Origin of the sequence: Nocardia araoensis NBRC 100135 (assembly GCF_000308435.1) — a bacterium.
GTDB classification, from domain to species: Bacteria; Actinomycetota; Actinomycetes; order Mycobacteriales; family Mycobacteriaceae; genus Nocardia; species Nocardia araoensis.
This window is the reverse complement of sequence record NZ_BAFR01000020.1, coordinates 1-22109: the sequence shown is the minus strand read 5'-3', so window position 1 is coordinate 22109 and position 22109 is coordinate 1. Positions and strand designations below refer to the sequence as shown.

19 protein-coding genes and 2 pseudogenes are annotated in these 22109 nt (G+C 69.3%); 9 read left to right on the top strand and 12 right to left on the bottom strand.

Annotated features, from left to right (window positions below):
- Nucleotides 1–427, top strand: a pseudogene (locus ON21_RS03420) (pyridine nucleotide-disulfide oxidoreductase); the annotation flags it as partial.
- A 22-nt stretch (nucleotides 428–449) separates the two neighbouring features.
- Here the strand turns inward: ON21_RS03420 and ON21_RS03415 are convergent.
- The 7 genes from ON21_RS03415 to ON21_RS03385 all read right to left on the bottom strand — a co-directional run bounded on the left by ON21_RS03415 (nucleotide 450) and on the right by ON21_RS03385 (nucleotide 8359).
- Entirely contained in the window at nucleotides 450–1307 is an 858-nt protein-coding gene (locus tag ON21_RS03415) for an aldo/keto reductase (protein WP_039795176.1), read from the bottom strand.
- A gap of 114 nt (nucleotides 1308–1421) precedes the next feature.
- The gene (locus ON21_RS03410) at nucleotides 1422–3020 is read right to left on the bottom strand and encodes an acetyl-coenzyme A carboxylase carboxyl transferase subunits beta/alpha (protein WP_039795174.1); all 1599 of its coding nucleotides are present in this window, start codon (nucleotides 3018–3020) and stop codon (nucleotides 1422–1424) included.
- Nucleotides 3021–3071: 51 nt separating this feature from the next.
- Nucleotides 3072–3674, bottom strand: coding sequence for a GTP-binding protein (locus ON21_RS03405; protein ID WP_174186021.1), 603 nt, complete (start codon nucleotides 3672–3674; stop codon nucleotides 3072–3074).
- Nucleotides 3655–4029 (bottom strand): DUF742 domain-containing protein, encoded by a 375-nt coding sequence (locus ON21_RS03400; RefSeq protein ID WP_039795171.1) that lies wholly within the window; start codon nucleotides 4027–4029, stop codon nucleotides 3655–3657. Before ON21_RS03400 ends, ON21_RS03405 begins: the two co-directional genes overlap by 20 nt.
- Nucleotides 4030–4036: 7 nt before the next feature.
- Entirely contained in the window at nucleotides 4037–4450 is a 414-nt protein-coding gene (locus tag ON21_RS03395; RefSeq protein ID WP_011207200.1) for a roadblock/LC7 domain-containing protein, read from the bottom strand.
- Nucleotides 4447–5304 (bottom strand): hypothetical protein, encoded by an 858-nt coding sequence (locus ON21_RS39575; protein ID WP_218004033.1) that lies wholly within the window; start codon nucleotides 5302–5304, stop codon nucleotides 4447–4449. Before ON21_RS39575 ends, ON21_RS03395 begins: the two co-directional genes overlap by 4 nt.
- Nucleotides 5305–5530: 226 nt before the next feature.
- Nucleotides 5531–8359, bottom strand: coding sequence for a sensor histidine kinase (locus ON21_RS03385; RefSeq protein WP_051020269.1), 2829 nt, complete (start codon nucleotides 8357–8359; stop codon nucleotides 5531–5533).
- A gap of 320 nt (nucleotides 8360–8679) precedes the next feature.
- Here ON21_RS03385 and ON21_RS03380 point away from each other — a divergent pair, with 320 nt between their 5' ends.
- The 5 genes from ON21_RS03380 (at nucleotide 8680) to ON21_RS03360 (ending at nucleotide 14707) form a co-directional block, all read left to right on the top strand.
- Nucleotides 8680–10734: an AMP-binding protein gene (locus ON21_RS03380; protein ID WP_039795167.1), complete on the top strand. Its 2055-nt coding sequence runs from the start codon at nucleotides 8680–8682 to the stop codon at nucleotides 10732–10734.
- Nucleotides 10735–10852: 118 nt separating this feature from the next.
- Nucleotides 10853–11239, top strand: a complete 387-nt coding sequence (locus ON21_RS03375) for a hemophore-related protein (RefSeq protein ID WP_039795165.1) — start codon at nucleotides 10853–10855, stop codon at nucleotides 11237–11239.
- Between the two features lie 123 nt (nucleotides 11240–11362).
- The gene (locus ON21_RS03370) at nucleotides 11363–12076 is read left to right on the top strand and encodes a response regulator transcription factor (RefSeq protein ID WP_039795163.1); all 714 of its coding nucleotides are present in this window, start codon (nucleotides 11363–11365) and stop codon (nucleotides 12074–12076) included.
- Nucleotides 12073–13440 carry a HAMP domain-containing sensor histidine kinase gene (locus ON21_RS03365; protein WP_083880376.1) on the top strand — a complete coding sequence of 456 codons (1368 nt, stop codon included), beginning with the start codon at nucleotides 12073–12075 and terminating at the stop codon, nucleotides 13438–13440. The genes ON21_RS03370 and ON21_RS03365 overlap by 4 nt, the downstream gene beginning before the upstream one ends.
- Nucleotides 13441–13537: 97 nt before the next feature.
- Nucleotides 13538–14707: a YhgE/Pip domain-containing protein gene (locus tag ON21_RS03360; RefSeq protein WP_039795161.1), complete on the top strand. Its 1170-nt coding sequence runs from the start codon at nucleotides 13538–13540 to the stop codon at nucleotides 14705–14707.
- 117 nt (nucleotides 14708–14824) lie between these two features.
- Here ON21_RS03360 and ON21_RS03355 read toward each other — a convergent pair whose 3' ends face one another.
- The 4 genes from ON21_RS03355 to pdxH form a co-directional block, all read right to left on the bottom strand.
- A complete protein-coding gene (locus ON21_RS03355; protein ID WP_039795159.1) occupies nucleotides 14825–15184 on the bottom strand; it encodes an FKBP-type peptidyl-prolyl cis-trans isomerase in 360 nt (119 codons plus the stop codon).
- A 37-nt stretch (nucleotides 15185–15221) separates the two neighbouring features.
- Nucleotides 15222–16535 (bottom strand): citrate synthase, encoded by a 1314-nt coding sequence (locus ON21_RS03350; RefSeq protein WP_083880375.1) that lies wholly within the window; start codon nucleotides 16533–16535, stop codon nucleotides 15222–15224.
- 191 nt (nucleotides 16536–16726) lie between these two features.
- Nucleotides 16727–18007: an MFS transporter gene (locus tag ON21_RS03345; protein ID WP_039795157.1), complete on the bottom strand. Its 1281-nt coding sequence runs from the start codon at nucleotides 18005–18007 to the stop codon at nucleotides 16727–16729.
- Between the two features lie 68 nt (nucleotides 18008–18075).
- On the bottom strand, nucleotides 18076–18768 hold the full coding sequence (gene pdxH / locus ON21_RS03340; protein ID WP_039795155.1) for a pyridoxamine 5'-phosphate oxidase: 693 nt from the start codon (nucleotides 18766–18768) through the stop codon (nucleotides 18076–18078).
- 120 nt (nucleotides 18769–18888) lie between these two features.
- Here pdxH and ON21_RS03335 point away from each other — a divergent pair, with 120 nt between their 5' ends.
- Nucleotides 18889–20037 (top strand): citrate synthase 2, encoded by a 1149-nt coding sequence (locus ON21_RS03335; RefSeq protein WP_039795153.1) that lies wholly within the window; start codon nucleotides 18889–18891, stop codon nucleotides 20035–20037.
- A 112-nt stretch (nucleotides 20038–20149) separates the two neighbouring features.
- Complete coding sequence (locus ON21_RS03330) at nucleotides 20150–21022, top strand: polysaccharide deacetylase family protein (protein WP_245562446.1); 873 nt, start codon at nucleotides 20150–20152, stop codon at nucleotides 21020–21022.
- Between the two features lie 25 nt (nucleotides 21023–21047).
- Here ON21_RS03330 and ON21_RS03325 read toward each other — a convergent pair whose 3' ends face one another.
- Nucleotides 21048–21686 carry a hypothetical protein gene (locus tag ON21_RS03325; protein WP_039795148.1) on the bottom strand — a complete coding sequence of 213 codons (639 nt, stop codon included), beginning with the start codon at nucleotides 21684–21686 and terminating at the stop codon, nucleotides 21048–21050.
- A 64-nt stretch (nucleotides 21687–21750) separates the two neighbouring features.
- On the opposite strand from ON21_RS03325, the pseudogene ON21_RS03320 reads away from it, so the two are divergent.
- Nucleotides 21751–22109, top strand: a pseudogene (locus tag ON21_RS03320) (phosphoserine transaminase); the annotation flags it as partial.

Sequence of the window (22109 nt, the reverse complement as noted above, 5' to 3'; positions counted from 1 at the left end):
GCGCGCCGCGGTCGCGATGGTCGAAGACCGGGTGCGGCGTGGCCTGCCGCCCGGATCGGTGGTCTCGGTCACCGGGCTGCCGCTCGACAACCGGCTACGAGCGGCGCGGGCCCGCGGCGCGCTCACCCGCCTGCCGATGTTCGAGCGCATCGAGCCGGGCGGGGTGCGGTGGGCCGACGGAACCTTCCAGCGAGCGGACGTGATCCTCTGGGCCACCGGGTTCCGCAGCGCGCTCGACCACCTCGCGCCGCTGCGGCTGCGCGGACCCGGTGGCGGCATCACCATGTCGGGACGGCTGGCCACCCAGGTGGCCGCCGATCCGCGCATCCACCTGATCGGCTACGGACCGTCGGCCAGCACTATCGGCGCCAATCGCGCTGGGCACGCGGCGGCCCTCGAACTCACCGAATATCTCGGATCACGCTGACCGGCCTCGGCGATACCCGGGGTCAGTCGATCAGGCCGTAGGTGAACCGGTCCGGGTCCGGACCGATGCGCGCACCGGCATCCAGCCCGTTGATCGCGTCCATTTGTGCCGGTGTGAGCTCGAAACCGAACACGTCGAAGTTCTCCGCGATCCGCGACGGCGTGACCGACTTGGGAATGACGACGTTGCCCAGCTGCAGGTGCCAGCGGATGATCACCTGCGCCGGGGTGCGGCCGACCTCGGCGGCCACCGCCGTGACGGCCCTCTCGTCGAGCAGGGTGCCCTGCCCGAGCGGGCTCCACGCCTCGGTGGCGATCGCGTTGGCCGCGTGGTACTTGCGCAGCTCGCGCTGCGCCAACCTCGGGTGCAGCTCGACCTGGTTGACCACCGGGATCTCACCGGTCTCGGCGATGAGTCGTCGGATGTTCGCGACCGTGAAGTTCGAGACGCCGATCGACCGCACCCGGCCTTGCGACTTCAGCGCCTGGAAGGCACGGAAGGTGTCCACGAAGCGGTCGGCCGCGGCCACCGGCCAGTGGATGAGGTACAGGTCGAGGTAGTCCAAGCCGAGCCGCTGCATGCTGGCGTCGAACGCGCGCAGCGTGGAGTCGTAGCCCTGGTCGGCATTCCACAGCTTGGTCGTGACGTAGATCTCGTCGCGGGGCAGGCCGGATTCCCTGATCGCACGGCCGGTGCCCTCTTCGTTCTCGTAGATCGCGGCGGTATCGATGCTGCGATAGCCGACCTCGAGCGCGGTGGTGACGGCCGAGAAGACGTCCTCGGCGGGCACTTGGAACACGCCGAAGCCGAGCTGCGGGATCACGTTCCCGTCGTTCAGGACGATCGAGGGAACGGTGCTGGTCTCGCTTCTGAAGGTCACATTCCGACGGTAGAAGTGTGGCGGCGAACCGTCAATCACGCACTCGGGTGTGTTGGCTTGTAATTTGCTGGGAACCGGGTTCGCCAGCCGCGAACTCACGGCGTTCGCCTGCGGTCAGCCCATCGAGCGGGGCAGCCCGAGCCGCCGGTATCGAGCCTGCCGAGCCGTCAGCAACTCCGATTCCGTCCGTGCGCGCAGACTCGCCAGTTCGTGTGCGATCACGGCCACCATCCGGCGGGCGAAATCCACCGGCTCGTCCGCCGCGTCGGGCAATTCCGGCACGATCCGGTCCACCACGCCGTCGGCCAGCAGGTCGGTAGCGCTGATCCGTTGCGCCGCAGCCAATTCCGCCGCATGCTCGGTGTCGCGGAAGACGATCGCGCTCGCCCCCTCCGGCGGCAGCGGAGCCAGCCACGCGTGCGTGGCGGCGAGCACCCGGTCGGCGGGCAGCAGCGCCAGCGCGCCGCCGCCGGTGCCCTGGCCGAGCAGCACCGAGACGGTCGGGGTGTCCAACGTCACCAGATCGGCTATGCAGCGAGCGATCTCGGGTGCCAGGCCGCGTTCCTCGGCCTCCTTCGACAGCGCCGCCCCCACCGTGTCGATGACCAGAACCAGAGGTAGTCGCAACTCCCGAGCAAGCGCCATACTGCGCCGCGCTTCACGCAGCGCGGCCGGACCCATGGTGTTCTCGCCCTGCTGGCCGCGCCGGTCGTGCCCGAAAACCACGCACGGCTGCCCGCGGAAACGGCCGAGCGCGAGCACGGCGGTGCGATCGGATTCGCCCTGACCCGTGCCGCTGAGCGGAACTCGTTGCGTCACATGACGAAGAAGTTCCCGGATGCCGGGACGCTCTTGGCGGCGGGAGATGAGGACCGACTGCCACACTCGATCATCCGCGGCGCGATTCCGCTCGGCATCGATCTGGAAGTGTTCGGTCGCAATGCCATTGGCATCCCGGCCGGCAAGCCGCTCCTTCGGCGGCTGCGGTTCCGACGCCGCGACCTGATCGGAACGACGCTGTTCCGCAGCGGAATCCGGCAACTCGACGCCGCTGAACACACTCAGCGCACGATGCGCGATACGGCGGAAAACCGGGATCGTCAGAACGCCGTCGATGACGCCGCGCCGATACAGGTTCTCCGCGGTCTGCACGCCTTCCGGGAAGGGTCGGCCGTAGAGGGCCTGGTAAACCCGAGGGCCGAGAAATCCGATGAGCGCCCCGGGTTCAGCGAAGGTGATGTGGCCCAACGAACCCCACGACGCGAAAACGCCGCCCATCGTTGGGTTGCGAAGGTAGACGACGTAGGGATACCCCGCCGACTTGTGCGCCGCCACCGCACCGGCGATCTTCACCATCTGCACGAAGGCGACGGTGCCCTCCTGCATTCTGGTCCCGCCCGAGGTCGGCGAAGCGATCAGCGGCAGCCCGAGTTCGGTGGCGCGCTCCACCGCGGAGACGATCCGCTCCGCCGCCGCCACACCGATCGAGCCGGCCAGAAATCCGAACTCACAGGCGATCACGGCCACGCGCCGACCACGCAGCAGTCCTTCGCCGGTGAGCACGGATTCGTCGGTACCCGCCGCGACCGCCGCCTTCTGCAAGGCATCGCGGTACTGCGGGGAGGCGGCCACCGTCACCGGTGGCCGGTCCCAGCTGACGAACGAGTCCTTGTCGAGCAGTTGCTCGAGCAATTCTCGCGCCGAAGTACGCACCGGGCGAGCCTATCCCGCCCTACCCGGTGCTCCGGCCGGCCACGTGAGCACTCAGTAGCCCTGCATCACCTTGCGCAGCGCGTACTCGGTGAGCGCGACCAGAGCCTGCTTGGCCGGTTCCCGACGCCGGGCGTCGATGGACAGGATCGGCACGTCGGCAGGCACGGCGAGCGCCTGCCGGATGTCCTCGATCGGGTATCGCGGCGCGTCGTCGAATTCGTTGAGCGCCACCAGGAAAGGTAGGCCGCGCGCTTCGAAGTAGTCGACGGCCGCGAAGCTGTCCTCCAGCCTGCGGGTGTCGACCAGTACGACGGCACCGATGGCGCCGCGGATCAGGTCGTCCCACATGAACCAGAATCGGTACTGGCCCGGCGTGCCGAACAGGTATAACACGAGATCGTCGGCGAGACTGATCCGGCCGAAGTCCATCGCCACCGTGGTGGTCGATTTCATCGGGATGCCGGTCAGGTTGTCGATACCGGCACTGGCATTGGTCACCAATGCCTCGGTGCGCAGCGGAACGATCTCCGAGACAGCACCGACCAACGTGGTCTTCCCGACACCGAAGCCACCCGCGACCACGATCTTCGCCGATGTTGGCTTGCTGGTACGAGTGTCGACCTGCGCCGTCGAATCAAATACGCCGGAGTCCACTGAGAACCCTTTCGATCAGCTCGCGACGCTCATCGTCGCTGGAATCGTCTTTCAAAGTCGCCGAAACGCGCACGTGCCCGGCCTCGATCAAATCGGCCACAAGCACACGGGCCACCCCGATAGGGATACCCAATCGGGCTGCTACCTCGGCAACGGACGGCGATTCTCTGCACAACTCCACGATGGACGTCTCGATGTTGGTCAGTTCGAACTGCCGCTCCAGGGCGACCGGATGCGATGCGACGAGGGCCTCCAACGCCAACTCGACCGCGGGTCTGGTGCGGCCTGCGGTCAGCGAGTATGGGCGTACGAGGCTGGGCTCGACGCTCCCCACGCGGTGATCTTCTATGTCCATCCCACCATCAGGAACCCATCGTGACGCGTGGTGTGGCCTGAACAGTCTGGCCAACCCGCTCGACCAACAGAGCCATCTCGTAGCCGACCTGACCGATGTCACACGAGGTATTGGTCAGCACCGCGAGATAGGAACCGTCGCCGACAGCCATGAGTAGCAGGTATCCGTGCTCCATCTCGACGACGGACTGCAGCACGGTGCCGCCCTCGAACAGGTTCGAGACGCCGACTGACAGGCTGGCCAGACCGGCCGTGACGGCCGAGAGCTGTTCGGCGCGGTCGACGGGCAGCTGGGCACTCGCGGCCATCAGTAGGCCGTCAGCCGAGACCAGGACGGCATGGGCTACGCCAGGAACCTCGTTGGCAAAGTTCGAAACCAGCCAATCCAGCTGACGATTCGTACCACCTAGATCGGGGTTCATCGGTCTCCTTTATCTCCGGTTAGGTTCATTGCTCTCATTGCGCGGCCATCCCGGACGCCCTGCTGGTGACGACTCAAGCTGGACCTGATCGTTTCTGGGTCACGGCGCGGCGCCCGATCCGCCGCACCGCTGACGCCGCCGGGGACAAGCCTTCCGCCCGGATTGCGTTGCGGCAAGCCCGCCGCCGTTTTCGTCTCGGGCTGAGCCTCACTGGCGCGGCGAGCCGCCTGCCATCCCTCATCACCCGGCGATTCGAAGGATGCAGCCACCTGGGACCTATCCGTGTTGGGATCCGACAGCCACGCCGACATCATCTCGGCGAAGATCGGCGTCCCGCCCATCGACGCCCCCGACTCGTCCGCGGGTTGCAGCCTGGTCTGGAAGAACGACGCCGTCTTGGCCGGGTTGGACCGGAAGCTGTGCTTGCCGGGATCGCGCCCCGGCGCCGCGGCGGGCTGCTCTCCGCTCGCGGCGTGCTGGCCACCGCGGTCCCGCTGCGGCAGCGCCACTCCCGGCGGCACGGGCTGGCGCTGCGGCGCCTGGGCGCCCGGCTGCCGCTGCGGCAGACCGGTGAGCCCGCTCTCGCGCTGCGGAAGACTCGACGGCGCGGGCGGACGCTGCGGCAGGCCGTTGGCCAAGCCCGCGTCCCGCTGCGGCAGGCCGCTCGCGGTCGAATCCCGTTGCGTCAGACCGTTGCTGACGGCAGGTAGCGCACCGGAGCCCGGATCACGCTGCGGAAGCCGGTGAGCACCGCCATCCCGCTGCGGCAGGCCGTTACCCGGTTCACGCTGCGGTAGGCCGGTGGGAGCCGCATCGCGCTGCGGCAGGCCTGCCGCCGGCTGCCGCGACGGCAAGCCGGTAACACCGGGCTCACGCGACGGCAGACCCGTGGCACCCGGCTCACGCGACGGCAAACCGGTCACACCCGGCTCACGCGACGGCAAACCGGTCACACCCGGCTCACGCGACGGCAAACCGGTCACACCCGGCTCACGCGACGGCAAACCAGTCAGACCCGGCTCACGCGACGGCAAACCAGTCACACCCGGCTCACGCGACGGCAAGCCTGTGGCACTTGATTCACGCTGCGGCAGACCCCCGCGCCGACTCACGCTGCGGCACACCGTTGGAACCCGGCTGCCGCTGCGGTAGGCCGGTAGCGCCCGGCTCACGCGACGGCAGGCGCGTCGCACCCGGTTCACGGGACGGCAGACCACCCGCCGCCGACTCACGCTGCGGGAGACCGCCCGAGGCGGACTCACGCTGCGGCAGACCACCCAAACCGGAGTCCCGCTGCGACAGACCACCCAAGGCGGACTCACGCTGCGGCAGACCGCCGGAGGCCGACTCACGCTGCGGCAGACCACCCAAACCGGAGTCCCGCTGCGACAGCCCACCCAAGGCGGACTCACGCTGCGGCAGACCACTCGAACCGGCTTCCCGCTGCGGCAGGCCCTTCGAGGCGTCTCGCGGCGGCACACCGTTGGTGCCCGGCTGGCGCTGCGGCAGACCGGTGCTCGGCTGCGGCACACCGTTGGCGCCCGGCTGACGCACCGGCAGCTCGCCCGAGTTCGGCTCACGCGGCGGCAGACCCGGACCGGACGACTCCGCGGGACCGCCGGGCTGGCGCGGCGGCGGACCGCCGGGGCTGAGGTTGCGCTTGGGCAGGCTGGCCGCGGCGAGTTTGCCGCGCTGCGGACCACTCGGCGCGGGCTGCCCCGACGTGGGGCGCAGACTCGTAGCCGACTGCTGGTTCTCCGAGCGCATACCGGACGACGACATCGCCGAACCCGGCTGCCGCTGCGGCAGTCCTCCGGGGCCGGTGGGGATCGGTCCGCTGGACGGAGCGGGGGGCTTGGCGCTCGCGACCGGAATCGGACCGCTCACCCCGGGATCGACGGTGACCACGACATTGCCCCCAGGAGTCCGCTGGACGGCCCGCATCTGCATGGACGACGGCGCCGACGGACGCTGTGGGGCTGCGGCCTGCGGCGAAGGCTGCGGGGTGACGGGCTGCCCCGCGCTCGGTTTGCCCGCGACGATGAGTCCGACGGGCACGTGCACGGTCACCGTCACGCCGGGATCGCGCGCGGTGTCGAAGGTCGGCCGCAGCCGCACGGTGAGACCGTGTCGCTCGGCGAGCCTGCCGACCACGAACAGACCCATGTGCCGGGCCGTGTCCGGCCCCGGTTCGGCGGTCTGTTCCAGACGGCGGTTGATATCGGCCATCTCGGCGGGCGGCATACCGATGCCGCGGTCGGCCACCTCGATCAGCAGTCCCTGATCGTGCGCCTGCGCGAAAGTGAACTTGACGTCGGTTTCCGGCGGCGAGGCGCGCAGCGCGTTGTCCAGCAGCTCGGCGAACAGATGCGCGAGGTCGGAGGCGGCGGGTTCCTTCAGCGAACCGCGGGGGGTGGCGCCGAGCTTGACGCGCTCGTAGTCCTCCACCTCGGAGATCGCGGCGCGCAGCACGTCGGCGATCTCGACCGGGGCGGACTTGGCGCGGCGCTGCCTGGTGCCGGCGAGAATCAGCAGGTTGTCGCCGTTGCGGCGCATACGGGCGGCGAGATGGTCCAGCCGGAACAGGTTCTCCAGCAGGCGCGGGTCCTTCTCGTCGTACTCCATCGCCTCGATGAGCGTGAGCTGGTGATCGACGAGCGACTTCGACCGTCGCGCCAAAGTCTCGAACATGTCGTTGACCTGCGAACGCATCTTCGCCTGGTCACTAGCCAGACGCAGCGCCTGGCCGTGGATGTCGTCGACCGCGCGGGCCAGCTGACCGATCTCCTCGGTGCTGCGCACCGGCATCGGCTCGAGCGGCACCTCTTCCGGCGAGGCGCCGTTGCGGAGCTGGGCGACCTCGTGCGGCAGGTCGCTCTCGGCCACGCGCAACGCGGCCAACCGCAGCCGGTGCAGCGGGACGATCATCGAGCGGGCCACGAAGACCGCGAGCAGAAGCGCGGCGAGGATGGTCGCGATGACGACGGCGGTGTAGGTCCACGCGTCCCGCTGGGCGGTGGTCACCAGCGACTGCATCGCGGAGTCGATGTCCTTGGTCGCCTTGCCGACGACGTGCTCGTAGACCGCGAGGCTGTCGGTCAGCGACTTCTTCAGGTCACCGACCGGAAGCTGGCCCGCCTGCGACTGCGGGCTGGTCAGCAGCGCGATCCTGGTGTCGATGCCCGCGCGCAGGTCGGCGATCGAGGTGTCGCCGTCGGCGAACCGGTGCGCGAGCACGTTGAGCAGCGCGCGCTCGGTGTTGGAGGCGATGAGGAAGTTCTGGACGCCGGACTGCTGGGCGCGCAGCACCTCGGGGAAGGCGGCGAGCTCGCTGACCAGGGTGGCACGGGTGTTGAGCGAGTCGACCAGCCGCAGTTTGGCCGCGTCCACCGCGGTGTCGCTGACCTGGCCGACCGTCGTCTCGACGATCCGGACGCTGTCGCTGCGGACGCGGTCGATCAGCGCGAGGGTGTCCGACGGCGGGCCGGTGGAGACCGATTTGCCCTGGGCGCGCACCCCCTTGGCCTGGGTGAGCATGCTGTCGATGGCCGCGCGCGCGCCCGGTACGCCGTCGAGTTTGCCGACCGCCTTCTCGGCGTTGGCGATCGCCTTGTCCAGGTCCGCCAGGTTCTGGTCGGTCACCACGGACTGGTTGGATCCCAGCGAGATCATCTGCGAGCCCGCGGTGGTGGCGGTCTGCGCGCTGAGCGCGGTGACCGAGGGGATGGCGGCGACGTTGTCCGAGATGTCGGCGAGCCGGTTCGAGTCCGCGAACTCCGACGAGATCCTGGATACGCCGAGGCCGACCGCGACCGCGAGAGGCACGGCGAGGACCGCCGTCACCTTCCAGCGCAGGTCCCAGTTGCCCAGCGCCCAGCGGCTACTGCCGGAGCTAGCGGCGTCACGCATCTCCCACTCACTTTCCAAACTGGCCTCTACCACGCGCCATCAACCGAACCTCCACAATCGCGTGCTTGGCTCGACAGGTGGAGCTGGCCGAGAGCTGCGGCTGGCCGAGAAATTGCGTCTACGACGGCCCAAATAAGTGACATCAGATTCTAACGGATCAATAACTTCTTGGGTGACGGGGCGTGATGTCGCGATCATTGACCTGCCGGTTCCAGGCAAAACCAAAGGTAGCGGCACCCACCCGGGCGTCGCGTGAAGTCTGCCACAATCAACCAGATCTATCGAGGCGGGCATCGAGGCGAGGCTAGGGAGTCACGGGGTTGAACGTGCGGCAGGAGTACCGACCGGCCTACCAGACCAGCTTGGTGGATCCCGCCGAGTTCTGGGCCGGCGCGGCCGAAGCGATCGACTGGGACGTGCCGCCGACGCAGATCGTCGACAGCGGCGCCCGTCCGGTGGCCAGGTGGTTCTCCGGGGCTCGGCTCAACACCTCGTTCAACGCGCTCGACCGCCACGTCCGCCCCACCGCTCCCGGCGCACCCAGCCGCGCCGATCAGCCCGCCCTGATATACGACTCGGCTATGACCGACGTCACCGTCGTCTACACCTACGCCGAACTGCTCGCGGAGGTGTCGCGGTTCGCCGGGGCGATGGTGCGACTGGGCGTCACCGCGGGCGACCGCGTGGTGATCTACCTGCCGATGATCCCGGAAGCGGTGATCGCGATGCTGGCCTGCGCCCGCATCGGCGCGGTGCACTCCGTGGTGTTCGGCGGCTTCGCGGCCCCGGAGCTGGCCGCCCGCATCGATGACGCCGAACCGGTGTTGATCATCACAGCCTCCGGCGGCCTGGAGCCGGGCAAGCAGATCGAATACCCGCCCATCGTGCTGCGGGCGCTGGATCTGGCCCGGACGACCGCGCCGCGCACGGTGATCGTCAAGCAGCGGCCGCAGTTCGCCACGATCCCGTTCCCCGCGCCGCAGCCCGCCACCGAGTACCTGCCGAGTTCGGCGGAGACCGTGGCCGCGCAGTGGCTCGATTGGGACGACGCCGTCCGCGACGCGCCGCCTGCCGACCCGGTGTCGGTCGCCGCGACCGACCCGCTCTACATCCTCTACACCTCCGGCACCACGGGGAAGCCGAAGGGCGTGGTCCGGGACAACGGCGGGCACGCGGTCGCCCTGGCCTGGTCGATGCGCAACATCTACGACGTCGACGCGGGCCAGGTGATGTGGGCCGCCTCCGACGTGGGCTGGGTGGTCGGGCACTCCTACATCGTCTACGCGCCGCTGCTGGTCGGAGCCACCACGCTGCTGTACGAGGGCAAGCCGGTCGGCACCCCCGACGCGGGCGCGTACTGGCGGGTGGTCGACAAGCACAAGGTCGACGTGCTCTTCACCGCCCCGACCGCGCTGCGGGCCATCCGCAAGGCCGATCCCGATGCCGAGCTGGCCCACCGTCACGACCTGTCCTCACTGCGCGCACTGTTCTGCGCGGGCGAACGCCTGGATCCGGCCACCTACGCCTGGGCCGAGGAGACCCTGCTCGCGGGCCGGGCGGACTGCCCGGTGGTGGATCACTGGTGGCAGACCGAGACCGGCTGGCCGGTCTGCGCGAACCCGCTCGGGCTGCAGCGGCTGCCGATCAAGCCGGGCTCGGCGTCGGTGCCGGTGCCGGGCTATCGACTACGCGTACTCGACTCCTCCGGCAACGCGGTGGCGCCGAACACCGAGGGCAACATCGTCATCGGTCTGCCGCTGCCGCCCGGCACGCTGACCGGACTCTGGCGCGACGAGGCGCGGTACGAGCGCTCCTATCTCTCCGCCTACCCCGGCCACTACCTCACCGGCGACTCCGGCTACTTCGACGAGGACGGCTACCTGTACGTCCTCGGCCGCAGCGACGACGTGATCAACATGGCCGGGCACCGGCTCTCCGCGGGCAGCATCGAGGCGGCCATCGCGGGGCACGAAGCGGTCGCCGAATGCGCCGTCATCGGGCTGCCCGACGAGCTGAAGGGGCACCGGCCGCTGGCGTACGTGGTGCTCAAGTCCGGCGTCGACATCGACCCCGACCGGCTGCGCGACGAACTGATCGAGCGGGTGCGCACCCAGGTCGGCGCGATCGCCACGCTGCACGACGCCATCGTCGTGACCGCGCTGCCCAAGACCAGATCCGGCAAGATCTTGCGCAAGACCATCCGGCAGATCACCTCCGGCGAGACGTTCGAGGTGCCCTCCACCATCGAGGACCCCGCGGTGCTGGTGGCGCTGGAGGAGCAGATCCGCGCCACGCGGCCCGAGTGGCGGGACCCGGCGAACGACGACACCGACCACGTGGTCGCGCCCGACGTGGATCCGGTTGCGCCATCCTGATTTCCGCACCGCCGTCAACGTCCTCAGAGTTTCCTCAGAGGATGTTCATATCGGTGCCAGCAGTTCGAAATAGCCTCGAGACCGCCCCGAAACCCCTCGATGATCTGGAGGCAGAAACATGAAACGTTCCGTAGGCCGCCCCGCCATCGCCGCCGCGGCAGCAGGTGGAATCGCCACGGTCACGTTGTTACTGAGCCCCGCCATCGCCGCCGCGGGCCCGATGGAATACGCCGAGCCGCTGCTGACCTCGGACTGCTCGTTCGCCCAGGTCGACGCGGCACTGCACGACAAGGCGCCGCAGCTGGCCGCCATGCTCGACGCGAACCCGAGTCAGAAGGCCGAGTTGCAGCGCAAGTTCGACCAGCCGGTCGAACAGCGCAGGGCCGAATTGCGGCGGGCCATCGACGAGAACCCGGACGCGGCGCGTCGGGTGGAGAACGACCCGCGGACCGCGCAGTTGCGCGACACCATCCGCGTCGTGGCGGAGTCCTGCCACAACTACTGATCCCGCGGAAGCACGGGTGACCCGCCGGGTGTCTCCGGAATCCGGCGGGTCACCTCCGGGTTCCGCACGCGAGTCCGCGCGCCGACTCGCACGATCGAAGATTCGCCGGGGGCCGGGAGCAGAATGGACGACGTGACCTCGACCTCGAACCCGACGGTTCTCGTCGTCGACGATGACGAGGACGTGCTCGCCTCGGTCGAGCGCGGGCTGCGTTTGTCCGGCTTCCAAGTCCTCGTGGCCAGAGACGGCGCGCAAGCGCTGCGCAGTGTGAACGAGAACGCGCCCGACGCGATCGTGCTGGATATGAACATGCCCGTGCTCGACGGCGCGGGCGTGGTGACCGCGTTACGCGCGATGGGCAACGAGGTGCCGATCTGTGTGCTCAGCGCCCGCGCGTCGGTGGACGACCGCATCGCCGGGCTGGAGTCCGGCGCCGACGACTACCTGGTCAAACCATTCGTGCTGAAGGAACTGGTGGTCCGGATCAGGGCGCTGCTGCGCAGGCGATCGGACGCACCCGCCCCCGCGACCCCGGGCGCGGTCACCGTCGGCCCGCTCGAGGTGGACGTCGCGGGCTACCGCGCGCTGCTGCACGGCCGCGAGATCGAGCTCACCAAGCGGGAATTCGAGCTGCTGTCGACGCTGGCCAGGAACGTCGGCGTGGTGCTGAGCCGGGAGCGTCTGCTGGAACTGGTGTGGGGCTACGACTTCGCCGCCGACACCAACGTGGTGGACGTCTTCGTGGGCTATCTGCGCCGCAAGCTCGAGGTGGACGGCACTCCCCGGCTGCTGCACACGATCCGCGGCGTCGGGTTCGTGCTGCGAGCGCCGAAATGACGGTGCCCGCCGCCACACCGCGGGAAACGCGCCGGCGCCGGTCGTTTTCGCTGCGCACCCGCGTCGCGGGCGCGGCCGCGGCGGGCGCGATCATCATCGTGACGCTGATCAGCCTGATCAGCATCCGCGCCATCGAGCGCAACAACGTGCGGCAATCCGACCAGCAACTCGACGTCGCGGCGCGGATCGTGCTGATCGAGCCGCAGATCGCGGTCCGGTTCATCGGCCTGACCGGCTTGAACAACAACATGGCGGTGACCGTCCGGGACAACGGCGAGGTCGCGGCGAGCACGACCACCGAACTGCCCGCACTGCCGACCGGTTCCCGCACCGTCACGGTGAGCGGCACCCCTTACCGGATCCTGACCACCACCGAGAATCAACCCGAAGGCCGGGTGGTCTCACTCGGCATACCCGCCGCCGACGCGGCCGAGGCCACCGCCGAACAGCAACGGTGGGTGCTCGGCGGCGCCCTGCTGGCCATCGCCGCCTCCGCTGGGCTCGGCTGGTTGCTGGCGGGCGCGGCGGTGCGCCCGATCGTCCGGCTCACCCGGCAGGTGGGCGCACGCAGCGCGTTCCCCGATCCCAGCAATCCGCATGCGCCGGTGGAGGGTGCGGGCGTGCACGAGGCGGAGCAACTGGCCGACGCGGTGAACACCATGCTGCAGCGGGTGGATCAGGCCCAGGCCCAGACCGCCGCGGCACTGGAGACCGCCCGCGACTTCGCCGCCGTGTCCGCCCACGAGCTGCGCACCCCGCTGACCGCGATGCGCACCGACCTCGAGGTGCTGCGCACCCTCGACCTGGACGAGGCGCAGCGGGCCGAGATCCTGAACGACCTGCAGCGCGGCCAGGGCCGGGTGGAGAGCACCCTCGCGGCGCTGGAGCGGCTGGCCACCGGCGACCTGACCAACGAGCGCGACCACGTCGCCACCGACGTCGGCGACCTGTGCGACCAGGCCGCGCACGACGCCATGCGGCACTTCCCCGGCCTGGTGGTGCGCATCGATTCCGACGCCGAGCTGGTCACCCGTGGTCTGCCCGCCGGGCTGCGGCTCGCGGTGGACAACGCGCTGGCCAACTCGGTCAAACACGGCGGAGCGACCGAGGCCCTGGTCTCGGCGCACCGTGCGCCCAACGGCCACATCGTGATCTCGATCGACGACAACGGCCGCGGCATCCCGCCGCGGGAGCGCGAGGCCGTCTTCGACCGCTTCTTCCGCGGCAGCCAGGCGAGCAAGGGCGGTTCGGGCCTCGGCTTGGCGCTTGTTGCCCAGCAGGCCCAATTGCACGGCGGCCGGGCATATTTCGACGCGGGCACCCTCGGCGGCATCCGCTTGGTTCTCGACCTGCCCGGTGTTTGATTCGCAGCGCCTGCGGCGCTGCGTGTTCGCGACCCCTTATTCAACTCTCAGAGAAACGCCAAGAGGCGCGCCATAACTCGCGTTTAAGGTCTGCGGCGTGATCGGAAAACGCGCCCGCTGGGGCCTTCTCGCCGTTGCCCTCGTCGCAGCCGGAGCGCTCGGCGCCGGGATCGTCGCATGGACCGGGACGGATCGGGGGCCGACGGGGATCGCTCTGGTCAATGCCGATGCCGGTCCGACGGGTGCGCGCGTGGTCAAGGCGTTGCAGGACGCGGGCGGCTACGAATGGACCGCCGCGGCGCCCGGCGAGGCGAGCACCGACGACTACGCCGCCGTCATCACGCTGCCCGCCGACCTCACGGCATCGATGGGCACGCTGGCCGGGCCCGATCCGAAACGAGCCAGGGTCACCGTGGACACCCACGACCACGCCGACGCCGATCTGGTGCACGGCGCGGTGACCGCGGTGACGCAGCGGATCGGCGCGGCAGGCGTCGACGCCGCGCTCACCGCCGTCGCCCAGGCCCGGTCTCAGATGTCGCAGGTGCAGTTCACCGCCCAGCTGCTCGACGCGGGCGTCGAGGCGGCCGCCGCGGGAGCCGACCAGTTCAGCTCCGGCGCCGATCAGTTGCTCGGCTTCCTGGAGTTCGCGAAATCGGGATCGGCGCAACTCACTTCGGCCATCGCGTTGCTGAACTCCACCGTCGACGGCGCCGCCGCGCAAGCCGACCAGCTCGCCGCGGCTCTGGATTCGACCGGCATCACGATCGCGCAGGTGGAACGAACGGCGAATACGGTGAGCGGCGGACTCGATCAGGTGCTGCCGCTGCTGCGCGCGCTGCCGTTCGCGAACGATCCGGCACTCGCCGACATCATCGGGAAGCTGGAGGCGCTGCGCGGCGTATCCGCGCAGGCGGGCTCCCAGCTGACCGGCCTCGGCTCGCTCGTCGGCGGCGCGGTCGACCCCGACACCGACCTCGGCACCCTCCTTCGCACCGTGGTCGACCGCCTGACCAGTGCGAGCGCGCAACTGTCCGAGGGCGCGAAACTCGCCGAGGGCCTGCCCCAACTCGCCGAGCAGGGCGGCGCCCAGCTGGTCGGCGCGATCAGCCAGCTCACCGGCGGTGTGAGCCAGCTACAGAACATCGTGCACAACCTGAGCACGCAGACCGACAAGGCCGTGGCCGCCCTGCCCCAGCGCAGCGGCACCCAGCAAGCAGCGTTGGCGGCCGCGCTCACCGACCCGGTCGAGATCGTCAGGAAGTAGAGACGACGATGGCCCGCCTTCCCTTACAGAAGACGGGCCATGCATTTCGGGCTTGCGGCGCATGTACCGCGAGCCATAAAGGGGCCGTGAACACGCGGCGCCGAAGGCGCCGCCGAACTAATTTGCGTTCAGCAGGTCGATCACGAAGACCAGCGTCTTGCCGGACAGCGGGTGACCGCCGCCCGCCCCACCGTAGGCCAGCTCCGGCGGGATGGTCAGCTGACGGCGACCGCCGACCTTCATCCCGGGGATGCCGTCCTGCCAGCCCTGGATCAGGCCGCGCAGGGGGAAGGTGATGGACTCGCCGCGGTTCCACGACGAGTCGAACTCCTCACCGGATTCGAATTCGACGCCCACGTAGTGCACTTCCACGGTGCCGCCTGGCACGGCTTCCTTGCCCGAGCCTTCGATGATGTCCTTGATCACCAGCTCGGTGGGCGCGGGCCCCGCCTGGAACTCGATCTCCGGTTTGGTCATTCGGCTATCCCCTTCGATAGATGATGGATGGAATCGGTCAACGATTGTTGATCTCGCGGTAATCACGAGCGCCGTAGCCGGTGTAGATCTGCCGCGGACGGCCGATCTTCAGCGGCTCGCTGTGCATTTCGCGCCAGTGCGCGATCCAGCCGGGCAGCCGGCCCATCGCGAACAGCACGGTGAACATGCGGGTCGGGAAGCCCATCGCCTTGTAGATCACGCCGGTGTAGAAGTCGACGTTCGGGTACAGGCGGCGCTCGATGAAGTAGTCGTCGGTGAGCGCGGCCTCTTCGAGGGCCTGGGCGATGTCGAACAGCTCGTCGTGGCCGCCGAGCTTGCTCAGGATGGCGTCGGCGTGCTTCTTGGCGATCGAGGCGCGCGGGTCGTAGTTGCGGTAGACGCGGTGGCCGAAGCCCATGAGCTTCACCCCGTCTTCCTTGTTCTTGACCTTGCGGATGAACTCCTTGACGTCGCTGCCGCTGGCCTTGATGCCGTCGAGCATCTCCAGCACGGCCTGGTTCGCGCCGCCGTGCAGCGGGCCCCAGAGCGCGTTGATGCCGCCGGACACCGAGGTGAACAGGTTGGCGTCGGACGAGCCGACCAGGCGCACGGTCGAGGTGGAGCAGTTCTGCTCGTGGTCGGCGTGCAGGATGAGCAGCATGTCCAGCGCCGCGGCGACCTCGGGGTCCACCTCGTAGGGCTCGGCCGGGAAGCCGAAGGTCATTCGCAGGAAGTTCTCCACCAGGCTCAGCGAGTTGTCCGGGTAGAGGAAGGGCTGGCCGACCGACTTCTTGTACGAGTAGGCGGCGATGGTGGGCAGCTTGGCCAGCAGCCGGATGGTGGACAGCTCGACCTGTTCGGGGTCGCGCGGATCCAGCGAGTCCTGGTAGTAGGCCGACAGGGCGTTCACCGCGGACGACAGCACCGGCATCGGGTGCGCGTTGCGCGGGAAGCCGTCGAAGAAGCGCTTCAGGTCCTCGTGCAGCAGGGTGTGCCTGCGGATGCGGTCGGTGAAGTCCTCGAGCTGGGCCTGGGTGGGCAGCTCGCCGTAGATCAGCAGGTAGCTGACCTCGATGAAGGTCGAGGCCGCCGCGAGCTGGTCGATCGGGTAGCCGCGGTAGCGCAGGATGCCCGCCTCACCGTCGATGTAGGTGATCGCCGACTTGGTCGGGGCGGTGTTCATGAAGCCCGGGTCGTACGTCACGTACCCGGTGCTGGCCAGCAGCTTTCCCAGCTCGATCCCGTCGTTGCCCTCGGCGGCCCTGGTGACCGTCATCGGGAACTCGCCGCCGGGGTAGGAAAGTACCGGCTTGGCGTCGTCGTCGACGTTGATGATGTTCTCAGCGGGCACGGAAGGATCCCTCTCAGGCTAGAACCACAGGCACCGGCGCGGTGGCGCACGATGCGCTTGCCTCAACGCTAGCCGTTGGCCGACGCGGACAATACCGGAGGGTAGTCCTGCGGCGGCTCACAAACACGTCCCGGCGCGGTGAGGTCGGGCGGCCACCGCGGAACGCGGTCGCCGGGTGTTCGCGGTGCACGTCACACGGCAATTTCGGCATGAGCGCGAGCGACACGGTAACGCGTGAAGGCCGGAAACGCGACCGCCGCGATCAGCACGCCCACCACCACCAGCGCGCCTCCGCCCGCCGCGGCTACAGCTGTACCCAGGCTCGCCGCCGCGAAACCGTGGGCAACATCACCGATCCGCGGCCCGCCCGCGACCACCACGGTGAACACCCCTTGCAACCGCCCGCGCAGATCGTCGGTGGCCACCGTCTGCAGCATCGTGACCCGCAGCGCGGCCGAGACCATGTCCACCGCGCCGCCGAAAGCCGAGCACGCCAGAGCGATCCACAGCCCGGCGCCGAGGCCGAGACCGTGCCGGGTGAGCCCGACGGCGAGGCCGAAGCCGACCATGGCCAGCCCCCACAGCGCGATGCAGACCAGCACCGCGAAGCCTTGCCTGCGGATGCGCGGAATCCACCCGGAGAACACCCCGCCGAGCACCGCGCCCGCCGACATCGAGGCGAACAGCAGGCCGAGCGCGACGCCTCCGGTGGCCGGGTCGCCGAAGGTCTCGTGCGCGATCTGCGGGAACAGCGCGCGCGGCATGCCGAAGACCATGGCGATCACGTCCACCGCGAACGACGCGAGCAGCACCCGCTGCGTGGCGAGGTAGCCGAAACCGTCCAGTACCGTGCGGAATCCGGCGCGGCGCACCGTCCCGGTCGGCGGCAACTCCGGCAGTCGCCACACCGCCCACAACGTGGCCAGCAGCGCGACCGCGTCGATCAGGTACAGCGTGGCGAGCCCGACGACGGGAATCAGCACCCCGGCCAGCACCGGTCCCGCGATGGCTCCGAACTGCATCACCGTCATGTTCAGCGAATTCGCGGCGGCCAGTTGGCCTTCCGGCAGCAGACGGGGAATGGTGGCGCTGCGGGTGGGCTGGTTCACCGCGAAGAACGCCTGCTGCACGGCGAACAGACCGAGCACCAGCCACACGTTGTCCGCCCCGGCCACCGCCTGCAGCCAGAAGGCCAGCGCCGTGAGCCCGGTGCCGGAGTTGGTGATCAGCAGGAGCCTGCGCCGGTCCAGCACGTCGGCGAGCGCACCGCCCCACAGCCCGAACACGATCAGCGGCACCAGGCCGAACAGACCGGCCAGGCCGACGTAGCCGGAACTGCCGGTGATCTGGAAGATCTGCTGCGGAACCGCGACCACGGACAACTGCGCGCCGATCATGGTCACGATGCCCGAACTCCACAGCCGTCGGAAGTCGGGATTGCGCAGCGGAGTGGTGTCGGCGAGCAGTTTCACCGCCGCAGCGTAATCAGTCCTCCTCCTCGGATCGACGCGAGAATTCTCACGCTCGCGCTGGGAATACGTCAGGGCTGCAAGCGCTCCACCGTGGTCCCCGCGTCCTGGATCCGCACCCGGATGCGGTTGTGCAACCGGCCGCGCCGTCCTTGCCAGAACTCGACCTCGTCGGGGCGGACCAGGAAACCGCCCCAGTGCGGCGGCACCGGGATCTCGTCGGTGTCGGCGAACCGCGCGGTCGTCTCGGCCAGCGTCCGATCCAGTTCGGCCCGAGAGCCGATCGGCTGGGACTGACGCGAAGCCCAGGCGCCCAGCTGCGAGTCCCGCGGCCGGGAACGCCAGTAGGCCGCCGTCGTCTCGGCGGAAACCCGCTCGACCGCGCCGCGCAGGTGCACCTGCCTGCCCAGCGCGGGCCAGACGAAGGTGACCGCGGCATACGGGAGGGCGGTCAGCTGAGCGCCCTTGGCCGAGTCGTAGTTGGTGTAGAAGATCACACCCTCCGGCGAGAGCCCTTTGCACAGCACGGTCCGGGCGACCGGCCGCGGCGTGCCGTCGGCCAGCGACACCGTGGCCAGCACCATGGCGTTGGGTTCGGCGATGCCGACCGCGGTGGCCTGTTCGATCCAATGCCGCAGCAGCGGCTCCCAACCGCCGGCGAGCCAGGTCTCGTCCAAGTCGACGTCGTCGTTGCCGCCGTGCGGAAGGCCGCCGTAGTCGACCCGCATGGCCGCGAGATCCGATGAATTGTCCAGGTCACGCATGGGGCAGACGTTACTCTTCGGTAGCGGGGAGCTAAGGTTTTGATGATCGGCATGTACTCGTCAAATCCGGCAACTTCCCATCCGCGAGAACATGCACCCAAGTGCAAGGAGAGTCGCGACATGACTACCAGCCCCGCGGTTTCCGGTGGGCAGGCCACCGTACCCAGCGATTTCGTCAGTGGCCTCGAGGGCGTGGTGGCGTTCACCACCGACATCGCCGAACCGGACAAGGACGGCGGCGCGCTGCGCTACCGCGGAGTCGACATCGAGAACCTGGTCGGGAGCCGGGTGACCTTCGGTGACGTGTGGGCGCTACTGGTCGACGGATCGTTCGGGCGCGGGCTACCGCCCGCCGAACCGTTCCCGCTGCCGGTGCACACCGGCGACGTGCGCGTCGACGTGCAGGCCGGGCTGGCCATGCTCGCGCCGATCTGGGGCTACCAGCCGCTGCTGGACATCGACGACGAGACCGCTCGCGAGAACCTGGCCCGCGCCTCGGTGATGGCGCTGTCCTACGTCGCGCAGTCGGCGCGCGGCATCTATCAGCCCGCGGTCCCGCAGAAGAAGATCGACGAGTGCACCACGGTCACCGAGCGCTTCATGACCCGCTGGAAGGGCGACCCGGACCCGCGCCACACCGAGGCCATCGACGCCTACTGGGTCTCCGCCGCCGAGCACGGCATGAACGCCTCCACCTTCACCGCCAGGGTGATCGCCTCGACCGGCGCCGACGTCGCGGCCGCGCTGTCCGGCGCGATCGGCGCCATGTCCGGCCCGCTGCACGGTGGCGCGCCCGCGCGCGTGCTGCCGATGATCGAAGAGGTCGAGCGCACCGGCGACGCACGGGCGCTGGTCAAGGGCATCCTCGACCGCAAGGAGAAGCTGATGGGCTTCGGTCACCGGGTCTACCGAGCCGAGGACCCCCGCGCCCGCGTGCTGCGGGCCACCGCCAAGCGACTGGCCGCGCCGCGTTACGAGGTCGCCGCCGCGCTGGAGCAGGCCGCCCTGGCGGAGCTGCGTGAACGCCGTCCGGACCGCGCCATCGAGACCAATGTGGAGTTCTGGGCCGCGGTGATCCTCGACTTCGCCGAGGTACCCGCGCACATGATGCCCGCCATGTTCACCTGCGGCCGCACCGCGGGCTGGTGCGCCCACATCCTGGAGCAGAAGCAACTGGGCAAGCTGGTCCGCCCTGCGGCCATCTACACCGGCCCCAGCCCCCGCAAGCCCGAGGACGTCGAGGGCTGGGCCACGATCGCGCACACGTAACCCGCGACCACGAAGTCACAACCGCGAGCCGGACGTGACGGCGGAACATGTTGTCCCGCCGCCAGGTCCGGCTCGCGTAGCATCCGGGAGGGAAAGCTAGAGGACTAGAGGGATGCTGGACAAAGGAATATCGAGGCGGCGGATGCTCGGCGTCGGCGCCGCTCTGGCCGCAGGATTCGCCGCCACCGGGTGCGGCACCACTCAGAACACGTCTATCGCGCAGGCGCGCGTATCGGTCGCGCCCGGCGCCACCACGGGGATGCGGGCCGCTCCGGTCTCGGCGGCCGTGGACGCGGGCACACCGGTCGCCGTCGCCGCCAGACATGCCGGGATCCTGCCGCACCAGTGGGGCGTCGAGATGGCGGGAATCACGAGGACGTTCACCGCCACGGGCAAACAAATGGCGCTCACCTTCGACGCCTGCGGCGGCACCGGCAACAACGATATCGACGAATCGCTGGTGAACTTCCTGATCAGCGAGCGGATTCCGGCGACGTTGTTCCTCAACAAGCGCTGGATCGATGCCAACCGCGCGCGTACCGCGCAGTTGGCGGCGAATCCACTCTTCGAACTGGCCAATCACGGTGTGGCGCACAAACCGCTGTCGGTGAACGGCCGCGAGGCCTATGGCATCGCGGGAACCGCTTCGGCGCGGGAGGCAGCCGACGAAGTGTGGGCCAACCACGAGTTGCTCACCACGATCACCGGCAAACCGCCGCGATTCTTCCGCGCGGGCACCGCGCATTACGACGATGTCGCGGTGTCCATCGTCAACGAATTGGGCGAAACCCCGGTCGGTTTCAGTATCAACGCCGATTTCGGCGCGACCGCGTCGGCCACCCAAGTGCAAACGGCGATGAATGCCGCCGCGCCCGGCGCTATTTCCCTGGCCCATATGCATCGGCCGCGCTCCGGAACCGGGGCGGGGATGATCGCGGCGCTGCCGAAGATTCGCGCCATGGGTTTCACCTTCGTGCACCTTTAGGCACTCGACCGCATTCGCCCGCGGTTCACTCCTCGAGCGAGGCGACCCAGTCGACGGCGACCGTCTCGCCGCGGTCCACCTCGAAGAAGGCGACCTCCAGATGACGGCCCAGGTCGACCAGCCGGAGGGCGTGCAGCGGGACCGGCTGGACCAGCCGTACCCGCCACGGCTTGGATTCGTCCCAGGCGCGCAGTTCGAGGTCCAGCCGCAGCAGCGGGTCGTCACGACCGGAGTAGTCGGCCGCGACCGGTGCGGCGGCGAGCACGGTGGCGTCGGCGCGGCGGCCGTCGGCGAGGATCTTCGCGATGCTCGCCCGGCCGGCTTCTTCGAGGTCGGGCACGTAGAGCACCAGGCGATCGCGGTCGCGCGGATCCACCCGGCACCACACCACGTCGCCCGGCCGCATCCATTCCAGCTCCGCGTCGGGCACTCGCTGCCGCACCCGGCTCTCGTAAGGGAACTCGCATGCCAGTTGCACGCGCACCCAGAACACGTGCCCCGGTTCGGTGCGGCGGGGTCGAACCCCGAGGATCGTCGCGGTTCCCGCTTCTCCGCGAATCAGCAGCTCCCGGCGCATCGCGTCCGAGACCGTCGCGCCCCGCAGGCGGAAGTTCCGCGCCCGCTCACGCAGTCGCCACCCTGAGTTAGCTGACGGCATGCTCATGGGCGCCTACGTTAGCCGGAGTGTGGGCGTCGCCACAGCGACACCACCGACTACCCTGTTGGCCATGACCTCTGCGTTTCCGACCATTCCCGACGATCTCAAGCCCGCCGACGGACGGTTCGGCTGCGGCCCCTCCAAGGTGCGCCCGGAGCAGCTGCAGTCGCTGGTGAACGTCGGCGCCTCGGTGTTCGGAACTTCGCATCGGCAGAAGCCGGTCAAGGACGTGGTGGCGCGTGTGCGCTCCGGCTTGCGCGAGCTGTTCGGCCTGCCGGACGGCTACGAGGTGGTACTCGGCAACGGCGGCACCACCGCCTTCTGGGACGCGGCGGCGTTCGGCCTGATCCGGGAGCGTTCGCTGCACCTGACCAACGGTGAGTTCAGCTCGAAGTTCGCCGCCGTGACCAAGGGCAACCCGTTCATCGG